Origin of the sequence: Micromonospora sp. NPDC006766, from assembly GCF_040636055.1 — a bacterium.
In the GTDB taxonomy this organism is placed as follows: Bacteria; Actinomycetota; Actinomycetes; order Mycobacteriales; family Micromonosporaceae; genus Micromonospora.
The window spans coordinates 62,970-81,194 of sequence record NZ_JBEYIX010000006.1 but is presented as its reverse complement, the minus strand read 5'-3'; the positions used below and the strand labels follow the sequence as shown (position 1 = coordinate 81,194).

Here is an 18,225-nt window from a genome sequence, read left to right as displayed (position 1 = left end):
TACCCGCGGCGGGCCGCCGTCGGATCAGCTCAGAACCGGTCGCTCGGCCGGTACGTCCCCCACACCGCGCGCAGCGTCCCGCAGACCTCGCCGACGGTGGCCCTGGCGCGCAGCGCCTCCTTCATCGGGTAGAGCACGTTCCCCGTGCCCTCGGCGGCGGCGCGCAGCTCGGCCAGGGCCCGCTCGACCGCACCGGAGTCCCGCTCGGCGCGCAGCTTCGCCAGCCGCTCCGCCTGCGCGACCTCGATCGCCGGGTCCACCCGCAGCGGCTCGTACGGCTCCTCCTCCTCGATCTGGAACCGGTTGAGCCCGACCACCACCCGCTCGCCGGAGTCGATCTCCTGGGCGATCCGGTACGCGGACTGCTCGATTTCCCGCTTCTGGAAGCCCGTCTCGATCGCGTCCACCGCCGAACCGTGGTCGAAGACCCGCCGCATCAGCTCGTCCGCGGCCGCCTCGATCTCGGCGGTCATCGCCTCCACCACGTACGACCCGGCGAACGGGTCCACGGTCGCGGTCAGGTCCGTCTCGTACGCCAGCACCTGCTGGGTACGCAACGCCAGCCGGGCCGCCTTCTCGGTGGGCAGGGCGATCGCCTCGTCGAAGCTGTTGGTGTGCAGCGACTGGGTGCCGCCGAGCACCGCACCGAGGCCCTGGATCGCCACCCGGACCAGGTTCACCTCCGGCTGCTGGGCGGTGAGCTGCACGCCCGCGGTCTGGGTGTGGAACCGCAGCATCAGCGACTTCGGGTTCTTCGCCCCGAACTCGTCGCGCATCAGCCTCGCCCAGATCCGCCGGGCCGCCCGGAACTTGGCGACCTCCTCCAGCAGCGTGGTGCGGGCGACGAAGAAGAACGACAGCCGGGGCGCGAAGTCGTCCACGGCCAGCCCGGCGGCGAGCGCGGCGCGCACGTACTCCACGCCGTTGGCCAGCGTGAACGCGATCTCCTGCACGGGCGTCGCGCCCGCCTCGGCCATGTGGTAGCCGGAGATGGAGATGGTGTTCCACTTCGGCACCTCGGCCCGGCAGTACGCGAAGGTGTCAGCCACCAGCCGCAGCGACGGCTTCGGCGGGAAGATGTACGTCCCGCGGGCGATGTACTCCTTCAGGATGTCGTTCTGGATGGTGCCGTTGAGGGCGGTGCCCGGCACCCCGGACTCCTCGGCCACGAGTTGATAGAGCAGGAGCAGCACCGAGCCGGGCGCGTTGATGGTCATCGAGGTGGAGACCTTGTCCAGCGGAATGCCGTGGAAGAGCAGCCGCATGTCCTCGATGGAGTCGATGGCGACACCGACCTTGCCCACCTCGCCGTGCGCGATCGACTCGTCGGAGTCGTACCCCATCTGGGTGGGCAGGTCGAAGGCGACCGACAGGCCCATGGTGCCGGCTCGCAGGAGCTGGTGGTAGCGCGCATTGGACTCGGTGGCGGTGCCGAAACCGGCGTACTGCCGCATGGTCCAGGGGCGGGAGGTGTACATCGTCGGGTAAACCCCACGGGTGTACGGGTATTCGCCCGGGGCGCCCAGCCGCTCCGCCAGGCCCCCGGGGACGTCGTCCGCCGTGTAGACGCCCTTGATCGGGAAACCGGACTCGCTCGACCGCCGTTCGCTCATCACCGGATGGTAGGACTTGACGGGCCGTCGATGGGTGAGGGATGGCGCACACCCGGGGTCCGGCGGGCGCCGACCAGCGGTGAACGGTTGACCGCATACCGTCAAGTAGGTAAACGTCTGCCGCGTCGGGTTTCGCATCGGGCGTCGGAACCAGCAAGATAGGGAGGTTGTGTCCCAGCCCCCTCGATATCCCCCCGGTGGCTTTTCTGTGACTCAGATCCCGACGTGGAGCGGCGGACCGGTCAGTCCCCCCACTGGACGCGCGGCACCTGGCACGATCATCGGCGATCGCTACTCTCTGCGGTCTCCGGTGGGCAACGGCGGAATGGGCACGGTGTGGCGCGCCACAGACACCCTGCTCCGCCGCGACGTGGCGGTGAAGGAGGTCGTCCTGCCGCCGGGGCTCGCTCCCAGCGACCGTGACGCGATGTACGAGCGGACCCTCCGGGAGGCCCGCGCCGCCGCCGCGATCCAGCACCCCGCCGTGGTCCAGGTGTACGACGTGGTCACCGAGAGTGGCCGCCCGTGGATCGTGATGGAGCTGCTGGACGCGCGCAGCCTGGCCGACATGGTGATCGAGGACGGGCCGGTCGCGCCCCGCGCGGTCGCCAAGATCGGCATTGCGCTGCTCGGCGCGCTGGAGGTGGCGCACGCGATCGGCGTGCTGCACCGCGACGTCAAGCCGGCAAACGTTCTCATCTGCTCCGACGGCCGCTGCGTGCTGACCGATTTCGGTGTCGCCCGGATGCCCACCGACGTGCAGCTCACCACGCCCGGCATGGTGCTCGGATCGCCGCACTTCATCTCCCCCGAGCGGGCGATGGGGCAGGATTTCGGGCCGCCGAGCGACCTGTTCTCGCTCGGCGTCACGCTCTACACGGCAGTGGAGGGGCGTCCCCCGTTCGACCGGGGCGACCCGATCGAGACCATGCACGCGGTGGTCGAGGATCCGCCGGCCACCCCACAGCGCAGCGGCCCGCTGACCGGCGTGCTGATGGGCCTGCTGGAGAAGGACCCCGCCGGGCGGCTGGACGTGCACACCGCCCGAGGAATGCTGCGCCAGCTCCTCGGCGGCCCGCTGACCAGTAACGCCACCGCGGTCCACTCGGTCACCGACCCGTACGCGGTGGTGCCGGTGCAGCGGCCGTCCACGCCGCCGGCGATCGCGGCCGAGCCGAAGCCGACCGGCCAGATCGGCGGCCGGGCGATGATCGGCCCCGGCGAGTCGCTGACCGACCGGCTCGCCGCCCTGCGCCGGGGTGAGCGCCCCGGGCCCACTCCGGCCCAGGCCGCCGCGGCGCTCGACGACACCAGCGCGGACGCGCTGGCCGGTCCGCTGCACACGCCCACCGGCGCGATGCCCGCTCCGGTGACCGCCCCGGAGGCGACGCAGCGGATCTCGCCCGACGCCACCCAGCGCCTCGGCGCCGGCCACCCCGACGCCACCCAAGCGGTCTACGGCCGCAGCGCCGACGCCACCCAACCGGTCTACGGCCGCGGCACCGACACGACCCAGCCGGTCTACGCCGGTGCCGTGGTCGACGCGACCCAGCCGGTCCACGCCGGCCGCGGCGCCGACACGACCCAACCGGTCTACGCCGGTGCCGTGGTCGACGCGACCCAGCCGGTCTACGCCGGCAACCAGTGGTCGGTGCCCGGCACCGGTCAGCCGTGGGCCACCCCGGCACCGGCCGACGGCGGCGCGCTCGGCAAGGCCCGCAGCGTCGGCAACCAGCTCGTCGGCACCGTCAAGGGCTGGCCGCGCAAGATGCAGCTCGCGGTGGCCGGCGGGGTGGCCGTGCTGCTGCTGATCAGCGTGATCGCCCTCGTCAGCGGCGGCGACGAGACCCCTCCGCAGACCGCGGGCACGACGCCCACCGCCACCGCCGAGGCCCCGTCGGTCGAGATGCAGGATTTCTCGGGCAAGGGCATCAAGGTCCAGGTGCCCAAGGGCTGGGAGCGGCAGACCGGCGGCCTGTACGTCGACTTCATCGACCCGGAGGACGGCGGGCGCAAGGTCCGCGTGCTCGCCGAGCCCTGGAGCGGCACTTCGATCAGCTGGGCGGAGTTCGCCTCGCGGAACCTCAAGAAGAAGGCCGCCGAGAGCAAGAACTGCCCAAAGCCGTACGCCGAGGTGTCGGTGTCCGAGCAGGAGCTGGCCGGCGAGCCGGCGGGTGAGCTGGAATACACCTGCGGTGAGGGCGACAGCATGCGGCACGGGGTGTGGCGTGGGGTGGTGAAGGACGGCAAGGTCTACTCGTTCTACCTCACCTGCACCGACGCCAGGTTCGCCGAGAGCAAGTCGATCTTCGACGCGATGGTCCAGTCGTTCCAGCTTCCCGGGAGCAACTGAGCCGAGGCCGCCGGGCAGTGGCGATCCGCCGTCGTGCTATCAAGGGGCAATGGCGGCGGATACCACTGATCTTGACGAACTTCGCAAGCTGGCCCTGCGGTGGCTCGACGACGACCCCGACCCGGCCAGCCGGGACGAGCTGCGCGCGGTCCTGGACGGGCTGCCGGGCAGCGCGCCGGAGCTGGCCGACCGGTTCGCCGGGCCGCTGACCTTCGGCACCGCCGGGCTGCGCGGCCCGCTGCGCGCCGGCCCGAACGGGATGAACCTCGCGGTGGTCACCCAGGCCGCCGCCGGGCTGGTCGCCTGGCTCGCCGACCAGGGCGGCACAGGCCCGCTGGTCATCGGGTACGACGCCCGGCACGGCTCGCGGGCCTTCGCGGAGCGCACCGCGCAGGTCGCCACCGGCGCGGGTCGCCCGGCCCTGCTGCTGCCCCGCCCGCTGCCCACCCCGGTGCTGGCGTACGCGGTGCGGCACCTGGGCGGGGTGGCCGGCGTGATGGTCACCGCCAGCCACAACCCGCCGCAGGACAACGGCTACAAGGTCTACCTCGGCGCCCAGCTCGGCGGGGAACTCGGCGCGGGCGCGCAGATCGTGCCACCGGCCGACGCCGGCATCGAGGCCGCCATCCGCTCGGTCGGCCCGCTCATGGAGGTGCCGCTCGGCCCGGCCGGCGAGGTGCTCGGCGACAACCTGGTCGCCGCGTACGTGGAGCGGGCCGCCGCGGTCATCGACCCGGCGGGCCCGCGCGACCTGAAGGTGGCGTACACCCCGCTGCACGGGGTGGGAGCCGCGGTGCTGACCGCCGCCTTCGCCCGCGCCGGCTTCCCGACCCCCGGCGTGGTGCCCGACCAGGCCGAGCCGGACCCGGCCTTCCCGACGGTCAACTTTCCCAACCCCGAGGAGCCGGGCGCGGTCGACAAGCTGGTCGCGCTGGCCGGCTCGACGGGCGCGGACATCGCCATCGCTAACGACCCGGACGCGGACCGCTGCGCGGTGGCCGTCCCGGACGGCGCCACCTGGCGGATGCTGCGCGGGGACGAGGTGGGCGCGCTGCTCGCCGACCACCTGATGCGCCGCGGGGTCACCGGCCTGTACGCCACCACCATCGTGTCGTCGTCCCTGCTGCGAGCCATGTGCACGGCGCGGGGCCTGCCGTACGACGAGACGCTGACCGGGTTCAAGTGGATCGTCCGGGGCGGGGGCGGGACCCGGCCGCTGGTCTTCGGCTACGAGGAGGCGCTCGGCTACTGCGTCGCACCCGAGCACGTACGCGACAAGGACGGCATCACCGCCGCGCTGACCGTCGCCGAGTTGGCGGCCGGCCTGAAGGCCGAGGGCCGTACGCTCACCGACCGGCTGGACGAGCTGGCCGCCGAGTTCGGTGTGCATCACACCGACCAGCTCTCGGTGCGGGTCGACGACCTGCGGGAGATCGCCGGGATGATGGCCCGGATCCGGGCCGCCACCCCGCAGGCCCTACTCGGTCACCCGGTCACCGAGGCGTCCGACCTGCTGCCCGGGGCCGATGTGGTGATCCTGCGCACCGACACGGCCCGGGTGGTGATCCGCCCGTCCGGCACCGAGCCGAAGCTGAAGGCGTACCTGGAGGTGGTGGAGCCGGTCGCGGACGCCGACGTCCCCGCCGCCCGCACCCGCGCGCAGGCCGCCATCGCCGCCCTCCGCACCGAAATCGCCACCGCCCTCGGCCTCTGACCCGGCCACCCACGATGATCATGAGGTTAGCGGCGCGACGATCATGGACTTGTGGTGCCGGTTTCCTGCCCTTTCATGGCTCTCGTCCGCCGCCACAAGTCCATGATCGACGCCGGGGGTGATCGACGCCGGGGGTGGGGCTTAGAAGCGGGGCATGCCGCCGAACTGGCGGTCGCCGGCGTCGCCGAGGCCGGGGACGATGAACTTCTGGTCGTTGAGGCCCTCGTCTATCGAGGCGGTGACCAGGCGCAGGGGCAGGCCGGAGCGCTCCAGCCGCTCGACGCCGGCCGGCGCGGCGAGGACGCAGAGCACCGTGATGTCGGTGCAGCCGCGGTCGGCGAGCAGCCGGCAGCAGTGCTCCAGCGAACCGCCGGTGGCCAGCATCGGGTCGAGCACCAGCACCGGCAGGCCGCTCAGGTCGCGGGGCAGCGACTCCATGTACGCGCGGGGCTCGTACGTCTCCTCGTCGCGCGCCAGGCCGACGAAGCCCATCGACGACTCGGGCAGCAGGCCGAGCGCGGCGTCGGCCATGCCGAGACCGGCCCGCAGCACCGGCACCAGCAGCGGCGGGTTCGCCAGCCGCGTGCCCTCGGTGGCGGTGACCGGGGTCTGCACCGGGTACTTCTCGACGGGGAAGGAGCGCGCGGCCTCGTACACCAGCATGGTGGTGAGTTCGCGCAGCGCGGCCCGGAACGACGCCGAGTCGGTCCGGGCGTCCCGCATGGCGGTCAGCCGCGACTGGGCGAGCGGGTGGTCAATGACGGTTACGTCCACGAACGCTCAACCTACCGGGCGGGCAGGCCGCGCACCGCACGTGCCGGTTGTCCAGCGACCCCGCTCACGTGTGGCAGCCACGACCGGGTGCCGTGACCAAGATCACGTCCAGCTGATATGCGTACTATTCACGACATGACGGCGACACCGACGTCGGCCCGGTCGGACCTCTCCGAGCTGGGACGATCCGAGACCGCTCTGCGGACCTTTCTCCACGGCCTACCGGGCGTGGACCAGGTGGGCGCGGAGCAGCGGGCGGCACAACTCGGCACCCGATCCATCAAGACCACCGCCAAGGCTCAGGCGATCGACCTGGCGATCCGGATGGTCGACCTGACCACCCTGGAAGGGGCCGACACCCCCGGCAAGGTGCGGGCGCTGGCCACCAAGGCGCTGCGTCCCGACCCGGCGGACCCGTCCTGCCCGCACGTCGGCGCGGTCTGCGTCTATCCCTCGATGGTCCCGTACGTGGCCGAGGTGCTGCGCGGCTCCGGCGTGCACCTGGCCAGCGTGGCGACCGCGTTCCCGTCGGGCCAGGCGCCGCTGGAGATCAAGCTCGCCGACACCCGGGCCGCCGTCGAGGCCGGTGCCGACGAGATCGACATGGTGATCAACCGGGGTGCGTTCCTGGCCGGCCGCTACCAGGAGGTCTACGACGAGATCGTGGCCACCAAGGAGGCCTGCGGCGACGCGCACCTCAAGGTGATCCTGGAGACCGGCGAGCTGACCGCGTACGACAACGTGCGGCGGGCCTCGTGGCTGGCCATGCTGGCCGGCGGCGACTTCATCAAGACCTCTACCGGCAAGGTGCCGGTCGCGGCCACCATGCCGGTGACCCTGGTGATGCTGGAGGCGGTCCGCGACTTCCGCGCCGCCACCGGGCGGCAGGTCGGCGTGAAGCCGGCCGGCGGCATCAAGACCACCAAGGACGCGATCAAGTACCTGGTCATGGTCAACGAGACCGTGGGCCCGGACTGGCTGGACCCGGACTGGTTCCGGTTCGGCGCGTCCAGCCTGCTGAACGACCTGCTCATGCAGCGCACCAAGCTGACGACCGGCGTCTACTCCGGTCCCGACTACTTCACCCTGGACTGAGCGCGATGTTCGAATACGCACCCGCCCCCGAGTCGCGCTCGGTGGTGGACGTCAAGCCCTCGTACGGGCTCTTCGTCAACGGGGAGTTCGTCGACCCGACCGACGGCGGCAGCTTCAAGTCGATCAACCCGGCCTCCGAGGAGGTGCTCGCCGAGGTCGCCGAGGCCGGCGCCCAGGACGTGGACCGCGCGGTTCGCGCGGCCCGGACGGCGTACGAGCAGGTCTGGGGCCCGATGCCGGGGCGCGACCGGGCCAAGTACCTGTTCCGGATCGCCCGGATCATCCAGGAGCGCTCCCGCGAGCTGGCCGTGCTGGAGTCGCTGGACAACGGCAAGCCGATCAAGGAGTCCCGGGACGTCGACGTCCCGCTGGTCGCCGCGCACTTCTTCTACTACGCCGGCTGGGCGGACAAGCTCCCGCACGCCGGCTTCGGGGCGAACCCGCAGCCGCTCGGGGTCGCCGCGCAGGTCATTCCGTGGAACTTCCCGCTGCTCATGCTCGCCTGGAAGATCGCCCCGGCCCTGGCGGCGGGCAACACGGTGGTGCTGAAGCCGGCCGAGACCACCCCGCTGACCGCGCTGCTGTTCGCCGAGATCTGCCAGCAGGCCGACCTGCCGGCGGGCGTGGTCAACATCGTCACCGGCGCCGGCGACACCGGCCGGGCGCTGGTCGAGCACCCGGGCGTGGACAAGGTCGCCTTCACCGGCTCCACCGACGTCGGCCGGGCCATCGCCCGGGCGGTCGCCGGCACCCGCAAGAAGCTCACCCTGGAGCTGGGCGGCAAGGCCGCCAACATCGTCTTCGACGACGCCCCCATCGACCAGGCGGTCGAGGGGATCGTCAACGGCATCTTCTTCAACCAGGGGCACGTCTGCTGCGCCGGCTCCCGGCTGCTGGTCCAGGAGTCGGTCGCCGACCGGGTGCTGGAGTCGCTCAAGCGCCGGATGGCCCAGCTGCGGGTCGGTGACCCGCTGGACAAGAACACCGACATCGGCGCGATCAACTCGGCCGCCCAGCTGGCGCGGATCCGGGAGCTCTCCGAGGCCGGCGCGGCCGAGGGCGCGCAGCGCTGGTCGCCGCCGTGCGAGCTGCCCGAGCGCGGCTTCTGGTTCGCCCCGACGATCTTCACCGGGGTCACCCAGGCGCACCGGATCGCCCGCGAGGAGATCTTCGGCCCGGTGCTGTCCGTGCTGACGTTCCGCACCCCGGCCGAGGCGGTGGAGAAGGCGAACAACACGCCGTACGGGCTGTCGGCCGGGATCTGGACCGACAAGGGTTCCCGGATCCTGTGGATGGCCGACCGGCTGCGCGCCGGCGTGGTCTGGGCCAACACGTTCAACAAGTTCGACCCCACCTCGCCGTTCGGTGGCTACAAGGAGTCGGGCTACGGCCGCGAGGGCGGCCGGCACGGGCTGGAGGCGTACCTCAATGTCTGAGCGGGTCGCGGTACGCAAGACGTACAAGCTCTTCATCGGCGGGAAGTTCCCGCGCAGCGAGTCGGGACGGTCGTACATCGTGCAGGACTCCAACGTCGCACTGGCCTCCCGCAAGGACGCGCGGGACGCGGTCGTCGCCGCCCGGGCCGCCGTGAAGGGCTGGGCCGGGGCGACCGCGTACAACCGGGGTCAGATCCTCTACCGGGTCGCCGAGATGCTGGAGGGCCGCCGCGAGCAGTTCGTCGCGCTCGGCGTGCCGGCCGACGAGGTGTACGCGGCGATCGACCGCTGGGTCTGGTACGCCGGCTGGTCCGACAAGCTTCCCCAGGTGTACGGCGGCGCGAACCCGGTCGCCGGGCCGTACTTCAATCTGTCGGCACCCGAGCCGACCGGCGTGGTGGCCGTGGTGGCCCCCGAGGCACCGGCGCTGCTCGGCCTGGTCAGCGTGATCGCCCCGGCGGTCGTCACCGGTAACACGGTGGTGGTGGCTGCCTCCCCGTCGACGCCGCTGGCGGCGGTGACCCTGGCCGAGGTGCTGGCCACCTCCGACCTGCCGGGCGGGGTGGTCAACCTCCTCACCGGCCGGATCACCGAGACGGTGCCGACGCTGGCCGCGCACATGGACGTCAACGCGATCGACCTGACCGGGGTGACCGACGCCGAACTGGCGGCGGACCTGGAGATCAAGGCGGCGCAGAACCTCAAGCGGGTGCTCCGACCGGCCCCGGCCGACCACGACTGGTACGCCGACCCCGGCCTGACCCGGATGACCGCCCTGCTGGAGACCAAAACCGTCTGGCACCCAAAGGGGGTGTGAGGCACGCTGGTCCCGCTCCCCGGGGCGGGACCAGCGATCATCACTGCACGGTCGTCCAGGACACGTGCGGGCCGCACCTGCTCGACGCGACCTGGTCAGGTGCCGTACGTCTCGGGCGACTCGGCGAGGTCCGGCAGCAGCCTGCTTCGGTAATCGAACCAGGCCAGGGAATCAGCGACGCCCTCGGTCAGGCTCCTCTCCGCCCACCAGCCCAGAAGCTCCTCGGCTCGGCTGCTTCGGGTGTACGCGCCGACCGAGTCCCCGGGTCGCCGCGGTGCGTACTCCACCTCGACGGGCCGATCCACCACCCTGTTGAAGGCGGCCACCAATTCCAAAACGGTGGTGCCGGAGCCAGTGCCGAGATTGAGCATCATGTGGTGCGCCGGGTTGGTCGCGAACAGGTCGTCAAACCGCTCCACGGCGCGCAGGTGCGCCTCGGCCAGATCCCACACGTGCACGTAGTCGCGGATGCCTGAACCGTCCCGGGTGGGGTAATCGACGCCGGTGACCTTGAAAGGAACGTTGGCACGGTAGGCCTCGATCAGCTTCCCGAGGGCATGGCTCGGCGCGGCTAGTTGAAGGCCGGTGCGCATCTTGGGATCGGCACCGATCGGGTTGAAGTAGCGCAGCGACAGCACCTTCAGCGGGCTGCTGGCGCTGATGTCCGCCAGCATCCGCTCGACCACGGCCTTCGTCTGGCCGTACGGGCTGGGGGCGTTGATGGGGGAGTCCTCGTCGACGGTGAAGTCGTCAGCTGCCTTGTAGATGGCCGCCGACGAACTGAAGATGAACCGCTCAACGCCGTTGGCGATCAACTGGTCGACGAATTCCAGGGTTTTCGAGACGTTCTCGCGGTAGTAGTGGATCGGTCGCTTCACCGAATCCGGAACGACGATCAGCGCGGCGCAGTGCACGACCGCTCCAATGTCCCGATGCTCCCGGAAGATCCGGTCGACCAGGCCCATGTCGGCGATGTCGCCTTCATAGAACTCGCGGCCTGCGCAGAATTCGCGCCGACCGGTCACCAGGTTGTCCAGGATGATCGGCTGGTGGCCAGAGTCGATCAGCTGTGAAGCGATCGTGCTACCGATGAAACCTGCCCCGCCTGCAATGAGCACCTTCACGAACGGCCCCTTCCCGCAGGGCCCCGGAGTAGTCCTCGAATGTCCGGTTGGTTGTGGGATGCCGTGTGGTGCCAGGGTTGCGCGGGCCCCGGCGGCGATCTCGTCGGCCGTGGCCGCGACTGGCACCCAGAGCGGGTCTACTACGGGGAGTAGGATAGCGGTGTGACTCGGCTGGGTGATCTTGAGCGTGCGGTGATGGACGTGCTGTGGGACCTGGACCCGGGCACGTCGGACGGGGTGACCGTGCGCGAGGTGGCCGACGCCCTGGACGGGCGGGATCTGGCGTACACCACGGTGATGACGGTGCTGGACCGGCTCGCCGGCAAGGGCATGGTCCAGCGTCGGCGGGAGGGGCGGGCCTGGCGATACCGGGCCGCCGCCAGCCGTGAGGCGCACATCGCCCAGCTCATGCTCGACGCCCTCGACCTCGGCGGCAGCCGGGACGCCGCGCTGGTGCGTTTCGCCCGCTCGGTCACCGGCACCGAGGCGGAGGTACTGCGCGCGGCGCTGAGCGCCGAGGCGACGGACCGGTAGGGCGGCAGCCGTGGCGTACGCCGTGCACTTCGCCGCGAGCATTCTGGCCTGCTGGCTGACCGCGCAGGTCCTCGCCGCTTCGAGGTGGACCTGGCAGGCCCCGCGGGTGGCGATCATCTGCTGGCAGGCGGTCGGGCTGGCGCTCGGCCTCTCCGCGATGGGCCTGCCGATGGCGCTCGGCCTGATCGCGTACGACCGGCCGACCGGGAGCGCGCTGCTCGCCCTCGCCGACGACCTGGCCCACGGCATCCTGCCGGCCCAGGTCGGGGTGGTGGGCCTCGGCCTGGTCGGGGTCGGCTTCGGCATCGGCGCGGTGCTGCTCACCACCACGATCCGCAGCGTCCACGGCACGATCCGCGCTCAGCGCCGGCACCGGGAGCTGCTCAGCCTGGTCGCCCGCCGGGACCCGACCGTGCCCGGCGCGCTGGTGCTCGACCACCCGAGCGCGGCGGCGTACTGCCTGCCGGGGGTGAAGCCCCGGGTGGTGGTCAGCGCCGGCACGCTCAGCCTGCTGGACCGCGCCGAGCTGGCGGCGGTGCTCGCCCACGAGCGGGCGCACGCCGAGGAGCGGCACGATCTGGTGCTGCTGCCGTTCACCGCGCTCCGCCGGGCGCTGCCCTGGCTCAGCCGGGTCCGCGAGGCGCACGACCGGGTGGCGCTGCTGGTCGAGATGCGCGCCGATGACAAGGCCCGCGAGCTGCACGCCGAGGCGCCGCTGGCCGGGGCGCTACGCCGGTTCGCCGCCGCCGGGCACCGGATCACGCCGGCCGGCACGCTCGGCCTCGGCGACCGCGACCTCGACGTACGCGTGCAGCGGCTGCTGCTGCCGGACCGGCCGCCCCGGCTGCTCGGCGCCACCGCGCTGACCGTCGCGGCCACTCTGGTCGCCCTGCCGATCTCCCTCTTCCTGAACTGATCGTCGCTGCGGCGGGCGCTCGTCCACCATGATGATCCAATGGACCCCCTGTTCATCGCCCGCCTGCAGTTCGCCACCACCACGACGATCCACTTTCTCTTCGTCCTGGTCACCCTCGGGCTGGTGACCCTGCTGGTCGGCCTTCAGACGGCCTGGGTGATCACCGGCAAGGAGACGTACCAGCGGTTGACCCGTTTCTGGGGCACCCTGTACGTGATCAACTATGTGCTCGGCATCGCGACCGGCATCGTGATGGAGTTCCAGTTCGGGTTGAACTGGAGCGGGCTGTCGCGGTACGTCGGCAACGTCTTCGGTGCCCCGCTCGCCATGGAGACACTGGTCGCCTTCTTCCTGGAATCCACCTTCCTCGGGATGTGGATCTTCGGCTGGCACCGGCTGCGCCGGGGTGTGCACCTCGCGCTGCTCTACGGCGTCGCGATCACCGCGTACGCCTCCGTCTTCTGGATCATGGTGGCGAACTCCTGGCTGCAGAACCCGGTCGGCTACGAGCTGCGCGACGGGGTCGCCCACCTCACCGACTTCTCCGCGCTGCTGAGCAACCCGACCTTCACCATGGCCATCTGGCACGTGATCTTCGCCGCGCTGACCACCGGCGGCGTACTCATGGCCGCGGTCAGCGCCGGGCACCTGCTCCGGCGCACCGCGGATCACCAGTTGTTCCGCACCTCGCTGCGGATCGGCCTGCCCACCGCGGTGGTGTCGGCCACCCTCGCCCTCTGGTTCGGTTTCGCGCAGGAGGACGGGGTCGCGCTGGCGCAGCCGACCAAGCTCGGTGACGAGCAGGCCAAGGCGGCGGCGGTCGCCGACTTCACCGCCCGCTTCGGCCCCGGCGACTACCTGCCGCCGGCCCTGGCCGGCACCACGATGGAAATCATGATCATGATCGGCTTCACCATCTGGTGCGCGATCCTGCTGCTCCCCCTGCTCTACCGGGACTGGATCATCCGGCTCCGGTTCCCGCTCCATCTGCTGCTGTTCGCCGTACCGCTGCCGTTCATCGCCGCGATCTGCGGCTGGCTGACCCGCGAGGTGGGCCGCCAGCCCTGGGCCGCGTACGGGCTGCTCCAGACGCGCGACGCGGTCTCCCCGGTCGACGGCGGCGTGATGCTCGCCTCCTTCCTGGGCTTCAGCCTCCTACTCGGCGCCCTCGCCGTGGCCAACTGGATGTTGTTCGCCCGGCACGCCGCCCGGGGCGCCGCCGACCCGGCCATCGGGCGGCCACCCGGCGGGGACGCCGACCGGTCCGACACCCGCCCCGAGTCGTTGTTCGCCTGAAGGGAGTCCCCATGGAAGCCGTCTGGTACGCCCTGCTCGGGCTCTTCTTCGCCACCTACCTGGTGCTCGGCGGCTACGACTACGGCGTCGGGCTGCTGCTCGCCCGCCCCGGCGACCCGCGAGGCCGCCGCGCCGCGCTCAACGCCGTCGGCCCGTTCTTCCTCGGCAACGAGGTCTGGCTGGTGGCCGCCGTCGGCATCCTGTTCGGCGCGTTCCCGCCGCTGGAAGGGGAACTCCTCGCCGGGTTCTACCCGGCCGTGCTCGGCGCGGTCACCGGGGTGGTGCTGGTGACCGCCGGGGTGCAGCTGCGCAGCCGGCCGCGCGCCGAATCGGCCCGTACCGCCTGGGACCGGGTGGTGGTCGTTGGCAGCGGGCTCGCCGCCCTCGGCTGGGGCGCCCTGCTCGGCGGGCTGCTGCAGGGCGTACCGCTGCGGGCCGACGGGCACGTCGCTGGGGTGAGCCACCTCTTCACCCCGTTCGTGGCCGCCACCGCGCTGGCGATGCTGGCGCTGGTCGCCCTGCAGGGTGCGACCTTCCTCACTCTCCGACTGCCGGCCGCCGACGTCCCGCCGGTCGCCCGGCTGGCTCGCGGCCTGGTGCCGGCGGCGCTCGCCGCGCTCGCCACGGCCACCGTGCTGGGCCTGCTCTCCGATCGGGTACGCGCCGCCGTGGCGCGGCCGACAGTCGCCGTACTCCTGCCGTTGGCGCTGGTCGCGGCGCTGCTGGTGGCCCGTGCGGCGCTCGGCCGGGGTCGGCCCGGGGTGGCCTTCACCGCGACCAGCGCGGCGCTGGCGCTGCCGGTGGCGCTGATCGGGGCGGCCCTCTGGCCCCGGGTACTGGTCTCCACGGTCGACCCCGGTGCCTCGCTGACCGTCGCCGACGCCGCGGCGAGCGGGCCCACGCTGTCCCTGCTCGGTTGGCTCGCGTTGCCGCTGCTCCCGGCCCTATTAGGCTTTCAGGCGATGTGCTGGTGGGTGTTCCGGGGACGGACCGACGGCAGAGCACCGGTGTACTGGTGAACCGCCGCCCGTTCGACCCGAGGCTGCTGCGCCGGGTCCCCGCGGCCCGGCGCGACCTCGCCATGCTCACGGTGCTGGGTGGGCTGACCGCGCTGCTGGTGGTCGCCCAGGCCACCGCGCTGGCCACGCTGCTGGCGACGGCGGTCGACGGGCGGCTGCACCGGCCGGCGCTGGCCGGCTTCGTGGCGGCGGTCGCCGCCCGGGCGTTGGTGAGTTGGGCGCAGGGCACGGTGGCGGCCCGGGCGGCGGCGACGGTGAAGGCGGCGCTCCGCGCCGACCTGCTCGGCGCGGTCGCCCGGCACGGCCCCACCTGGGTGGCCGGCCAACGGGCCGGGCAGCTCGCCACCCTGGCCGGGCGCGGGCTGGACGCGCTCGACCCCTACTTCACCGGTTACCTGCCGCAGCTCGTGCTGAGCGTGACCGTGCCGCTGGCCGTGCTGGCCCGGATCGTCCTCGCCGACTGGAGCTCAGCGGTGATCATCGCGCTGACCCTCCCGCTCATCCCGGTCTTCGGCGCGCTGCTCGGTTGGCAGGCGCAGGCCGCCACCGAACGACAGTGGCGTCGGCTGTCGCTGCTCGGTGGGCACTTCCTCGACATGGTGGCCGGGCTGCCCACGCTGCGCGCGTTCGGCCGGGCCCGGGCCCAGGTCGACGTGGTACGCCGGATGGCCGACGGGCACCGCCAGGCCACCATGAAGACGCTGCGGATCGCGTTCCTCTCCGCGCTCGTCCTCGAACTGGTCGCCACTCTCTCGGTGGCGCTGGTCGCGGTGCCGGTGGGCATCCGGCTGCTCGGCGGCGGGATCACCCTCTCCACCGCGCTGCTGGTGTTGCTGCTCACCCCGGAGGCCTACCTGCCACTGCGGGCGGCGGGCAGCCGGTTCCACGCCAGCATGGAGGGGCTGACCGCGCTCGACGAGGCGCTCACCGTCTCCGCCACCCCGGCGGCCGACGCCCCGGGGACCGCGCCCGAGACCACCGCGCCGGCCGGCGGGCGGCGGCTGGCCCCGACCGGGCCCGGCGAGATCCGCTTCGAGGGCGTCACCGTCGAGTACGAGCGGACCACCGCGCTGCGGGACGTCACCCTCACCATCCGCCCCGGCGAGCGGGTCGCCGTCATCGGGCCCAGCGGCGCCGGCAAGAGCACCCTGCTCGGCCTGCTGCTCGGGTTCGTCAGCCCGACCACCGGCCGGGTCACCGTCGACGGGGTGGATCTCGCCGACGTCGACCTCGACGCCTGGCGGCGCCAGGTGGCCTGGGTGCCGCAACGGGCCCACCTCTTCGCCGGCTCACTGGCCGACAACATCCGCCTCGGCGCGCCCGACACCCCGGACGCCGTGCTCGCCGGCGCGGTCACCGACGCGGCGCTGGACGAGGTGGTCGCCGCCCTGCCCGACGGGCTGGCCACCACGCTCGGCGAGCGCGGGCACGGCCTGTCCAGCGGGCAGCGGCAGCGGGTGGCCCTGGCCCGGGCGTTCCTCCGGGACGCCCCGCTGGTGCTCCTCGACGAGCCGACCGCCCGGCTGGACACCGCCAGCGAGGCGGTCGTGCTGGCCGCCACCCGGCGACTGGTCGCCGGGCGTACCGCGCTGCTGGTCGCGCATCGGCCCGCGCTGCTGCAGGACGCTGACCGGATCCTGCGGGTCGAGGACGGCCGGGTCACCGAGCTGAGCCCGGTGCCGGCGGGGAGGGCGGCGTGATGACCGTTGCCCGCGACCGTCGGGCGCGCGCCGAGCGGGCGGTGCTGCGGCTGGCGCGACCGTACCTGGGCCGGCTGCTGGGTGCCGGGCTGCTCGCCGCGGCCACCGAGTTCGCCGGGCTGGCCCTGATGGCGACGGCCACCTGGCTGCTGATGACCGCCGCCGGCCGGCCCACGCTGGACCGGCTGACCGTGGCCATCGTCGCGGTCCGAGCCCTCGCCGTCGGCCGGGGCGTGTTCCGCTACACCGAACGGCTCGCCGGGCACGACGCGGTGCTCCGCATGATCACCGACGTCCGGGCTCGGGTCTTCGCCACCCTCGCCGCCCGGCGGGACACCGCCGCTCAGCGGACCGGGGACGCGTTGAGCCGGCTCGTCTCCGACGTCGAGGCGGTGCAGGATCTGCTGCTCCGGGTGCTCGTGCCGGGGTCGGCCGCCGCCCTGGTGAGCCTGCTGGCGGTCGGGGGCGCCGCCCTGATCTCACCGCCGGCGGCCGGGGCGCTCGCCGGCGGTCTGCTGGTGGCCGGGGTGGGGCTGCCCGCGCTGGCCACCGCGCTCACCCGGCGCGCCGCCGACGAGGTGGCTCCGCTACGCGGGGCGCTCGCCGTGGACGCGGTCGACCTGACTCACGGCGCCGCCGACCTGGCTGCCTTCGGCGCCACCGGCACGGCACTGGCCGCCGCCGACGGGCGAGCCCAGCGGCTCGCCCGGCTGGAACGCCGGCTCGCCGCGACCGGCTTCGCGGTCGACGCGGCCGGGGTGCTGGTCGGCGGGCTCACCGCCGCCGCGGTGGTCCTGGTGGCGCTGCGCGCGGGGGTCGGCGGGGTGCTGGTCGGTGTGCTGGCCGTCGGCACCCTGGCCGCCGTCGAGATCGCCCTCGCCCTGGTCGGGGCCGCCCGGCAGCGCACCCAGCTCGGCGCTGGCCTGTCCCGGGTGGCCGCCCTGCTCAACGCTCCCGCCCCAGCGCCCGGCCCCGAGCCGAGGCGCGGCCCCGCCCCTGCCGCACCCGGCCCTGCTTCCGCCGCACCCGGCCGCGAGCCGTCGGCGGCCGGGCCGGACGTGCGGTTCGCCGGGGTGACCGTGCGGTATCGGGAGGGGGCGGCACCCGCCCTCGCCGGGGTCGACCTGGACCTGCCGGCGGGTCGCCGGGTGGCCGTGGTGGGGCCCAGCGGCGCTGGCAAGAGCACCCTGGCCGCCGTGCTCACCGGTGCGGTGCGCCCCGACGCCGGTCGGATCACCCTGGCCGGGAAGGACGTGTCCGCGTACCCGGTCGACGAATTGCCCCGGCTGGTCGGTGGCCTGCTCGCCGAGGCGTACGTCTTCCACGCCTCGGTACGGGACAACCTGCTGCTCGGCCGGCCCTGGGCCGACGAGGAGGAGCTGACCGCCGCCACCCGGGCGGCCGGCCTGCTGGACTGGGTACGCACCCAGCCCGACGGCTGGGACACCGTGGTCGGCGAGCAGGGCGGGCAGCTTTCCGGCGGTCAGCGGCAGCGCCTCGCGCTGGCTCGGGCGCTGCTGGCCGCCCCGGCCGTGCTGGTGCTGGACGAGCCGACCGAGGGTCTCGACCCGGCCGCCGCGGACGCCGTGCTCGCCTCGGCGCTGGCGGCCACCCCGGCCGACCACTCCGTCCTGCTGATCAGCCACCGGCTCAGCGGGCTGGCCGGGCTCGACGAGATCGTGGTTCTCGGCGCCGGCCGGGTGGTGCAGCGCGGCCGACACGACGAGCTGGTGGCCCAGCCGGGCTGGTACCGCGAGCAGTGGCTGCTGCAGGCGGCGGCGGAGCGCGGCTACCTGGCCCTGGCGCCCTGAGCACGGTTCCCGGGACGCCACCG

Annotated in this window: 14 protein-coding genes; 11 read left to right on the top strand and 3 right to left on the bottom strand. The window is 73.0% G+C overall.

All coding sequences use genetic code 11. From position 1 onward, the window contains the following. Window positions 1-29: 29 nt before the first annotated feature. Window positions 30-1,613 (bottom strand): methylmalonyl-CoA mutase family protein, encoded by a 1,584-nt coding sequence (locus tag ABZ671_RS09650; RefSeq protein WP_357854035.1) that lies wholly within the window; start codon window positions 1,611-1,613, stop codon window positions 30-32. Window positions 1,614-1,821: 208 nt separating this feature from the next. On the opposite strand from ABZ671_RS09650, the gene ABZ671_RS09645 reads away from it, so the two are divergent. Together ABZ671_RS09645 and ABZ671_RS09640 are read left to right on the top strand one after the other, a co-directional pair. Then, a complete protein-coding gene (locus tag ABZ671_RS09645; protein ID WP_357854033.1) occupies window positions 1,822-3,966 on the top strand; it encodes a protein kinase in 2,145 nt (714 codons plus the stop codon). Between the two features lie 49 nt (window positions 3,967-4,015). Further along, complete coding sequence (locus ABZ671_RS09640) at window positions 4,016-5,680, top strand: phospho-sugar mutase (protein ID WP_357854030.1); 1,665 nt, start codon at window positions 4,016-4,018, stop codon at window positions 5,678-5,680. Between the two features lie 141 nt (window positions 5,681-5,821). Here the strand turns inward: ABZ671_RS09640 and upp are convergent, their stop codons facing one another. After that, the gene (upp, locus tag ABZ671_RS09635) at window positions 5,822-6,454 is read right to left on the bottom strand and encodes a uracil phosphoribosyltransferase (RefSeq protein WP_357854027.1); all 633 of its coding nucleotides are present in this window, start codon (window positions 6,452-6,454) and stop codon (window positions 5,822-5,824) included. A 135-nt stretch (window positions 6,455-6,589) separates the two neighbouring features. Here upp and deoC point away from each other — a divergent pair, with 135 nt between their 5' ends. Genes deoC through ABZ671_RS09620 form a run of 3 tightly spaced genes read left to right on the top strand, consistent with a single transcriptional unit; the run spans window position 6,590 to window position 9,802 of the window. Next, complete coding sequence (gene deoC, locus ABZ671_RS09630; RefSeq protein WP_357854024.1) at window positions 6,590-7,549, top strand: deoxyribose-phosphate aldolase; 960 nt, start codon at window positions 6,590-6,592, stop codon at window positions 7,547-7,549. A gap of 5 nt (window positions 7,550-7,554) precedes the next feature. Beyond that, a complete protein-coding gene (locus ABZ671_RS09625; RefSeq protein WP_357854021.1) occupies window positions 7,555-8,985 on the top strand; it encodes an aldehyde dehydrogenase family protein in 1,431 nt (476 codons plus the stop codon). Beyond that, a complete protein-coding gene (locus ABZ671_RS09620; RefSeq protein WP_357854018.1) occupies window positions 8,978-9,802 on the top strand; it encodes an aldehyde dehydrogenase family protein in 825 nt (274 codons plus the stop codon). The genes ABZ671_RS09625 and ABZ671_RS09620 overlap by 8 nt, the downstream gene beginning before the upstream one ends. A gap of 95 nt (window positions 9,803-9,897) precedes the next feature. On the opposite strand, the gene galE is transcribed toward ABZ671_RS09620, so the two are convergent. Next, complete coding sequence (galE, locus tag ABZ671_RS09615; RefSeq protein ID WP_357854015.1) at window positions 9,898-10,926, bottom strand: UDP-glucose 4-epimerase GalE; 1,029 nt, start codon at window positions 10,924-10,926, stop codon at window positions 9,898-9,900. A 162-nt stretch (window positions 10,927-11,088) separates the two neighbouring features. Between galE and ABZ671_RS09610 the strand changes: the two genes are divergently transcribed. The 6 genes from ABZ671_RS09610 to cydC are packed head-to-tail and all read left to right on the top strand — an operon-like array spanning window position 11,089 to window position 18,202. Further along, window positions 11,089-11,460 (top strand): BlaI/MecI/CopY family transcriptional regulator, encoded by a 372-nt coding sequence (locus ABZ671_RS09610; RefSeq protein WP_357854012.1) that lies wholly within the window; start codon window positions 11,089-11,091, stop codon window positions 11,458-11,460. 10 nt (window positions 11,461-11,470) lie between these two features. Further along, window positions 11,471-12,376, top strand: coding sequence for a M56 family metallopeptidase (locus ABZ671_RS09605; RefSeq protein ID WP_357854009.1), 906 nt, complete (start codon window positions 11,471-11,473; stop codon window positions 12,374-12,376). 39 nt (window positions 12,377-12,415) lie between these two features. Then, window positions 12,416-13,672: a cytochrome ubiquinol oxidase subunit I gene (locus tag ABZ671_RS09600; RefSeq protein ID WP_357854006.1), complete on the top strand. Its 1,257-nt coding sequence runs from the start codon at window positions 12,416-12,418 to the stop codon at window positions 13,670-13,672. A gap of 11 nt (window positions 13,673-13,683) precedes the next feature. Beyond that, window positions 13,684-14,691, top strand: coding sequence for a cytochrome d ubiquinol oxidase subunit II (locus ABZ671_RS09595; protein WP_357854003.1), 1,008 nt, complete (start codon window positions 13,684-13,686; stop codon window positions 14,689-14,691). Then, complete coding sequence (cydD, locus tag ABZ671_RS09590) at window positions 14,688-16,391, top strand: thiol reductant ABC exporter subunit CydD (RefSeq protein ID WP_357854000.1); 1,704 nt, start codon at window positions 14,688-14,690, stop codon at window positions 16,389-16,391. The genes ABZ671_RS09595 and cydD overlap by 4 nt, the downstream gene beginning before the upstream one ends. After that, the gene (gene cydC / locus ABZ671_RS09585) at window positions 16,391-18,202 is read left to right on the top strand and encodes a thiol reductant ABC exporter subunit CydC (protein ID WP_357853997.1); all 1,812 of its coding nucleotides are present in this window, start codon (window positions 16,391-16,393) and stop codon (window positions 18,200-18,202) included. The genes cydD and cydC overlap by 1 nt, the downstream gene beginning before the upstream one ends. The last annotated feature ends 23 nt before the right edge of the window (window positions 18,203-18,225 follow it).